The organism is Novosphingobium sp. B-7, assembly GCF_000410615.1.
Lineage (GTDB): Bacteria > Pseudomonadota > Alphaproteobacteria > Sphingomonadales > Sphingomonadaceae > Novosphingobium > Novosphingobium capsulatum.
The window spans coordinates 1-7,216 of sequence record NZ_KE148353.1 but is presented as its reverse complement, the minus strand read 5'-3'; the positions used below and the strand labels follow the sequence as shown (position 1 = coordinate 7,216).

Annotated in this window: 5 protein-coding genes; 4 read left to right on the top strand and 1 reads right to left on the bottom strand. The window is 65.7% G+C overall.

Going from position 1 to position 7,216, the window contains the following annotated elements; all coding sequences use genetic code 11:
* Window positions 1-239: 239 nt before the first annotated feature.
* Complete coding sequence (locus tag H926_RS0113285; protein WP_022676744.1) at window positions 240-1,328, bottom strand: Gfo/Idh/MocA family protein; 1,089 nt, start codon at window positions 1,326-1,328, stop codon at window positions 240-242.
* A 30-nt stretch (window positions 1,329-1,358) separates the two neighbouring features.
* Here H926_RS0113285 and H926_RS0113280 point away from each other — a divergent pair, with 30 nt between their 5' ends.
* From H926_RS0113280 to H926_RS0113265, 4 genes are all read left to right on the top strand, one after another.
* On the top strand, window positions 1,359-2,267 hold the full coding sequence (locus H926_RS0113280) for an aldo/keto reductase family oxidoreductase (protein WP_028657968.1): 909 nt from the start codon (window positions 1,359-1,361) through the stop codon (window positions 2,265-2,267).
* Window positions 2,264-3,325: an LLM class flavin-dependent oxidoreductase gene (locus H926_RS0113275; RefSeq protein ID WP_022676742.1), complete on the top strand. Its 1,062-nt coding sequence runs from the start codon at window positions 2,264-2,266 to the stop codon at window positions 3,323-3,325. Before H926_RS0113280 ends, H926_RS0113275 begins: the two co-directional genes overlap by 4 nt.
* Window positions 3,326-3,404: 79 nt before the next feature.
* On the top strand, window positions 3,405-4,664 hold the full coding sequence (locus tag H926_RS27470) for an MFS transporter (RefSeq protein WP_022676741.1): 1,260 nt from the start codon (window positions 3,405-3,407) through the stop codon (window positions 4,662-4,664).
* A 64-nt stretch (window positions 4,665-4,728) separates the two neighbouring features.
* Window positions 4,729-7,014, top strand: a complete 2,286-nt coding sequence (locus H926_RS0113265; RefSeq protein WP_022676740.1) for a TonB-dependent receptor — start codon at window positions 4,729-4,731, stop codon at window positions 7,012-7,014.
* Window positions 7,015-7,216 lie beyond the last annotated feature (202 nt).

The window sequence follows — 7,216 nt, the reverse complement described above, 5'->3', positions numbered from 1 at the left end:
TGCGAAAAGGTGGAGCGTCGTCCCCCCGGCCCCAGCCGCAATCCCTTGCCGTGCAACAATGGCAGCGCGACCGAGGCTGTCAGCTACCTGCGCCGTCTTTCTGCCTATCTTGGTCAGCGCTATGGCGGCAAGCACATGCGCCGCGGCGCCGCCAACTGATCCACCAACCAGTGCCGGGCGGCAGAGGGTCCGCTGCCCGGCCTAAGTTGTTTTCCTTCACGCCTTCACTGCCGGGTCCATCAACCCAGCACTTCTGCCATGTCCACCGCGCGGTGCTCACGCGCGCTCATCTCGGCCGCCGTGCCTATCGCCACGGCCATGAGCCCGTCATGGGCCGTCACCAGCACATCTCCTTCGCCCCGCACCGCGCGCGCAAACGCCGCGTGCTGGTAATAGGTCGATCCGTGGTGTGATCCGGCCGCCAGCGCGGTTTCGTCCACCGCCACGTGCCGGCGTTCCACCGCCTTTGGCCCCGGCCAGGGCACGCGCGGCGACCACACCAGGTCTCCGGGCGGGATCAACACATCCAGCCGGCCCTTGTCGCCCGTCGCGCTCATTTCTTCCTGGTGTTCGGCGCCTTCGGCAAACATGCACAGATCGAGCATCGCGCGGGTGCCATTGGCAAAGTCCACCGTGGTAAAGCTGTTATCAATGATATCAGGCCGTGCACCGTCATAGCGCTCGTCTACGTGGTTCACGTCCATGGCGCCCGAGCAATAGACCCGCACCGGCTCGCTCTGCGTGATCAGCCGCATCAGATCGAAGAAGTGGCAGCATTTTTCGACCATGGTGCCGCCGGTCTTGGCCGAAAAGCGGTTCCAGTCGCGCACCTTGACCAGGAACGGGAAGCGGTGCTCGCGAATCGAGAGCATATGCAGCGCGCCCACCTGGCCGGCGTGGATGGCATCGATGAACGCAGCAGCGGGCGGCATGAAGCGGTATTCCATGCCGGTCCAGAACGGGGCGCCGCGCGCGGCTGCCTGCTCCACCACCCAGCGCGCATCGGCCATCGTGGTACACAGCGGCTTTTCGCACAGGATCGCCACGTTGCTGGCGAGCAGCGGCTCCAACACGGCGCGGTGGGTAAAATTGGGCGACGCCACAACGACGGCATCGATTCCGCCCCCGGCCACCAAGCTGGCGGCATCGGCATGCACGGCCACATCCTGGCCGGCATCGCCCAGCGCGGCCCGCGCCCATTCGATCGAGGTTGCTTCGGGATCAGCGATGGCGACGATTTCGGCATCGGGCAACAGCTTGATATTGTGGATATGCTCCACCCCCATCATGCCGGTGCCGACCAAGCCGTAACGCAGTTTCTCTACCATCACCAAGCTCCTTGTGCCATGGCGCTCTCCATGACGAACCTCAGCCTAAAGACCGAACCCGTCGCGCTCGGCAAGAGCGGACTTGCCGTTTTCCCGATTGCCTGGGGCATGTGGCGGCTGGCCAGCCCCGACGGCAACGATGATCTGGGTGCCATTGCCGATCGTGTGGAAGCCGCGCTGGATGCGGGCGTAACCCTGTTCGATACCGCCGATATCTATGGTTGCGATGCGCCGGTGGGCTTTGGCGGGGCCGAAGCCCTGTTCGGCAAGGCGCTGGCGGCCAATCCGCATTGGCGCGAGCGCATGGTCATCGCCACCAAGGGCGGCATCTGGCTGGGCAAGCCCTATGATTCGACGCTCGCCTATCTGCGCAGCGCGATCGATGCCTCGCTGGCGCGGCTGGGGCTGCCCAGCGTTGACCTTTACCAGATCCACCGCCGCGACTTCCTCACCCATCCGCGCGAAGTGGCCGACGCGCTGGTCGAGATGGTCGAGGCGGGCAAGGTCAAGCACGTGGGCGTATCGAACTACAGCCCGGCCGAGGTTTCGGCATTGCAGGCCTTCCTGCCCTTCCCGCTGGTGTCGACCCAGCCGGAATATTCTGCCGCGCGGTTTGACCCGCTCTATGATGGCACGCTGGACCAGGCGATGGAACGCGAGATGGCCGTGCTGGCCTGGTCACCGCTGGGCGGTGGCAGGCTGACCGATGCCGCACACCCGGTCGGCGCGCTGCTGGCCAGGCAGGGCGCCGCCTATGGTACCGACGCGAGCGCGGCGGCATTGAGCTGGATCATGGCGCACCCCGCGCGGATCGTGCCCATCGTCGGTTCGCAGCAACCTGCCCGCATTGCCGCGCTGCGCGACGCCTTCAAGGTCGAATGGACGCGCGGCGGATGGTACGCGGTGCTGGAGGCATCGCGCGGAGAATCCATGCCGTGACCCAAAATTCCTGTGAAATCAGCTGGTTTTCAGCGCTTTGCGATGACGACTATGAATATCTTGGGCAAAGCGACCCGGCGCTGCAATCCAGTTGGGAGCATTGCCGCAATATCGTGCTGGGTGCCGAAGATGGCGGGTTTGACAATATCCTGCTGCCCTCAGGCTATGCTTTGGGCATCGATACCACGGCTTTTGCCGCGGCGATCGCCACGCAGGTGCGGCGCATCAAGCTGCTGATGGCGGTGCGGGTCGGCGAAATGTGGCCAGCGCAACTGGCGCGCCAGATCGCCACGATCGACCAGATCCTGGGCGGGCGGCTGACGGTCAACATCATTTCCAGCGACCTGCCGGGCGAAACGCTCGACGGGGCGTCGCGCTATGAACGCACCGACGAGGCGATCGCCATCCTGCGCACCCTGCTCGCCGGGCAGGCACTCGATCACCAAGGCCGGTTCTGGAACCTCAAGCTCGACGCGCCACGCATGCTGCAGGCCGCGCCGCGCGTGCCGGCGCTCTATTTCGGTGGCCTGTCTGAACCGGCGCGCGAAACCGCCGCCAAGGGCTGCGATGTCTATCTGATGTGGCCCGACCGCATGGAGGCTGTGAAAGACATCGTCGCTGATATGAAAGCCCGCGCGGCGCGGCATGGCCGCACCATCCGCTGCGGCTATCGGGTGCACGTGGTGGTGCGCGAGACGGAAAGCGAGGCCCGCGCCGCCGCCGATCGCCTGCTGAGCAAGCTGGACGCCGCGCAAGGCGCAGCGATCCGCGCCAAGTCGCTCGATTCCCAATCGGTGGGTGTGCAGGCCCAGGCCGCCCTGCGCGAGGCAGCCGCTGGCGATGGCTATGTCGAAGACAATCTGTGGACCGGGGTCGGCCGCGCCCGATCGGGCTGCGGCGCGGCGATCGTGGGCGATCCTGACCAGGTTCTGGCCAAGCTCAACGCCTATCGCGCGGCGGGGATCGATGCCTTCGTGCTTTCGGGCTATCCCCATGCGCGCGAGGCGGATCTGTTTGCTCGCCACGTCTTGCCGCATATCGACCACGCACCGTTTTAATCTCTACTGCAAAAGTTGAACTTTCTGGCACTCCCTTGCCGCACCCCGTAACAGGCATGGCAAAGGAGTGCCGCCACCGATGACTGCCCTGCTCAGCCCCCGCCGCCGCCAGCTGCTGTTTGCGCTGGCCCTGACGGCGGGCATTCTCAATCTGGTCGATCGCCAGATCATTGCGGTGCTCAAGCCAACCATCGCCGCCGACCTGCATTGGAGCGACGACGATTACGGTACGCTGGCGGCGCTGTTCCAGACCGGGGCGGCGTTCGGCTTTCTCGCGGCGGGCTGGCTGGTCGATCGTCTGGGCGTGCGACGGGCCAATGCCTTTGGCGTGGCGGCCTGGTCGCTTGCCGCGATGGCGCATGGCTGGGCACGCAGCTTTGCCGCGTTCATGGCCTGCCGCATCAGCCTGGGCGCGAGCGAGGCGATGGGCACCCCGGCCGGCATCAAGACCATGGCGGCGATCTTTCCGCCCGAGCAGCGATCGACCGGCATCGGCCTGTCCAACGCCATCAACTCGATCGGCGCGATCCTGGCGCCACTGGCCATTCCGATCGTTGCCGCCGTCTGGGGCTGGCGCGCGGCGTTTGTCATGGCCGGCGCGCTGGGCCTGGTCTGGGCGCTCGCCTGGTGGCTGGCCACGCGCGGCATCGATTTTGCCGATACGCCGATGGCCAAGGCGCAAGATCATCATGGCGCCAGGCCGGTGTGGCGGGAGCGGCGCACCTGGATCATCGCCGGTGCCAAGGTGCTGTCTGATGCCACCTGGTTCCTGATGCTGTTCTGGATGCCGGACTATTTCCACCGCGCGTTTGGGCTGGCCGGCACCGAACTCGGCCCGCCGCTGGCCCTCGCCTATGCCGGCGCGGCAGTCGGATCGGTCTTGGCCGGCACGCTGTCGAGCCGCTGGATCGGCGCCGGCCAGCCAATCGACCGCGTGCGCAAGCTCGTGATGCTGGCCTCTGCCCTGGTCGTGACCCCTGTGCCGCTGGCCTTGCTGGCCCCCAGCGCGTGGAGCGCTGCTGCGGTGCTGGCACTGGCGCTGGCCGGGCACCAGGGTTTTTCCACCAGCCTGTTTGGCCTGATCGCCGATGTCACCCCGCGCGCACGCGTGGGCCGTGTCACCGGTTTTTCCGCGTTTTGTGGGAATATGGGCGGCACCGCGATCACCAAGATTGCCGGCCTCACCCTGGCGGCCGGGCTGGGCTATGGCCCGCTCTTTGCGTTCGCGGCGGTTTCCTATCTGCTTGCCCTTGGGCTGATCAGGCTGGGCATGCCGCGCATCGTCGCGGTGGAGGAAGGGACCGAAGGAAGCGCCATGGGCATGGCGTTGGGGCACTAAAGAAAAACTTTCTTCTCTACCTATAGGGTTGAGTATAGCGCCGCCGCGTTCAAGGGAGAAATCGATGCCCAAGTTTTCCGTTTCGCTGCGCAGCGCGCTCTTGCTCGCCGGTGCTTTGATCGTGCCAGCCGCCGCCGCTGCCCAGGATGCTCCGCCCGCGGCGCCTGCTCCGGCAGAAGCAAACGCGCCGGCACCGGGCGAAATCGTCGTCACCGCGCGTTTCCGCAACGAAAGCCTGCAGCAAGTGCCGATCGCGATCAGCGCGGTCAGCGGCCAGTCGCTCAACGATCGCGGCATCCACAATCTCCAGGACCTGTCGGCCAGCGTGCCCACGGTCGATTTCCGCAGCGGCGCCTCGAACAAGGACCGCACAGTGTTCATTCGCGGCGTGGGCACGATCACCACCTCGCCGGGTGTCGAATCCTCGGTTTCGACCGTGCTCGATGGCGTGGTGCTCAACCGCCCCGGCCAGGCCACGCTCGACGTGGGCGAGGTTGAGCGCATCGAAGTGCTGCGCGGCCCGCAAGGCACGCTGTTTGGCAAGAACGCCTCGGCCGGCGTGATCAACATCGTCACCGCCGCGCCCACCCAGGCATTCCATGCCTATGTCGAAGGCGGCGCCACCACCGACGCCGAATACCGCGTGAAGGCGGGCGTCACCGGCGGCCTGACCGATACGGTCGCGGCGCGGATCGACGGCGTTTACGCCAACTACAAGGGCAACGTGTGGAACGCGGTGACCAAGGACAAGGTCAACGGGTTTGAACGCTATGGCCTGCGCGGCAAGATCGAGGCGCGCCCGAGCGACGCCTTGACGCTGACGCTCGCGGGTGACTGGCTACACAGCTATGACCCGACCTCCAACGGGGTCTATGCCAACACCAACCAGATCGCCTATCCGACCAACGCCGTCACCGCCTCGCCCACGCTGGTCGGCATCCTCGCCGGCTACGGCATTACTGCCGGGCCCAGCAACCGCACCGCCGCCACCACGTTCGATACCAACGTGCGCGACGAGAACTTCGGCGCATCGCTGACCGCCGATCTCTCGCTGGGGGATTACAAGGTCACCTCGATCACCGCCTGGCGCGGCTGGAAGAACCACCAGCACCAGGATCTCGATGCCACGCAGGCCTCGCCCGCCGTGCAGCCGCAGAGCGACGACCATGGTGACGTCAACACCAACCAGTATTCGCAGGAACTGCGCCTCACCTCGCCCAAGGGCAAGCTGATCGACTATGTCATCGGCGCCTATGCCCTGCGCGCGGAAACCGACGAGCGCTATCAGCGTGATCTGACGCGCACGTCTGGCCTGACGACGGGCGTTGCCAAGTATGGCATCCGCGCCAACAACTATGCCCTGTTTGGTGAAGCCAACATCAACTTCACCAGCAATTTCCGCGCCATCGCCGGCTATCGTTCCACCTGGGACAAGCTGAGTTATTATCACGTGCGCACGTCGACGGCTGATCCGGCCAACACCGGCAGTGCCGCATTCAACGTGTCGGGCATCCGCGCCTATCACAACAGCAACGGCAGCACGTCGACCCGTGGCGATTCCTGGCGCGCCGGGCTGCAGTGGGACGTGAGCAGCCACACGCAGGTCTATGGCACCTGGTCGCGCGGGTACAAGGGGCCGGCCTACAACGCCTTTTTCAACATGCAGCCGACCGATGAAATCGCGCTGCTGCCCGAAACCTCCAATTCATTCGAAGTGGGCATCAAGGGCAGCACGGCCGATCGCTCGGTCCACTATGCGCTGGCGGTCTATTCGACCACGTTCAAGAACTATCAGGCGAACGTGGCCGATCTGGTCAACGGCACGGCGGTGACGCGCCTGATCAACGCCGGCAAGGTCCGCACCCAAGGGGTGGAGGCCGATGTCACCCTGGTGCCGACCAAGGGCTTCACGGTCGATCTGTCGGCCGCCTATGACGATGCCAAGGTGGTAAACTTCAACTGCCCGGTGGGCCTGCCCGCCAGCTGCGACATCAATGGCCAGCCGCTGCCCTTCGCGCCCAAGGTCAAGCTGTTTGCAAATGCCGCCTATCGCTTTGCCCTGACCAACGCAGTCGATCTGGAACTGCAGAGCGACATCGCCTTCAAGAGCGAGACGCAGTACCAGCTGACGCAGACGCCGGGCACGATCCAGCCCGCCTATGCCATCTGGAACGGCAGCGTCGCGCTGCTGGGCCACGACGATGGCTGGCAGCTGCGCGCCTATGTCAAGAACATCACCAACACCCACTATGCCAGCTATCTGGTCAATGGCGGGGTGGCCGGCATCGTGCGCTATGTGCCGCGTGATGACGTGCGCTATGGTGGCGTGACGCTGCGCAAGACGTTCTGATCGGCCGATCCGTCGCGCTGCCTTGCTTCTGGCACGGCGGCGCGGCGGATGCCGGCGAGACGCGTCAGCGCTTGCGCCAGCCCGCAGCACGTGCCGCGCGTTCGGCAGTGGGATCGAGGGCAGGCCCCTGCGCCATGTCCTGCGCCAGGGCCATCAGCGCCGCATCATGGCTGCCGGCCTGGCGATAGGCGCCATCGTCGCC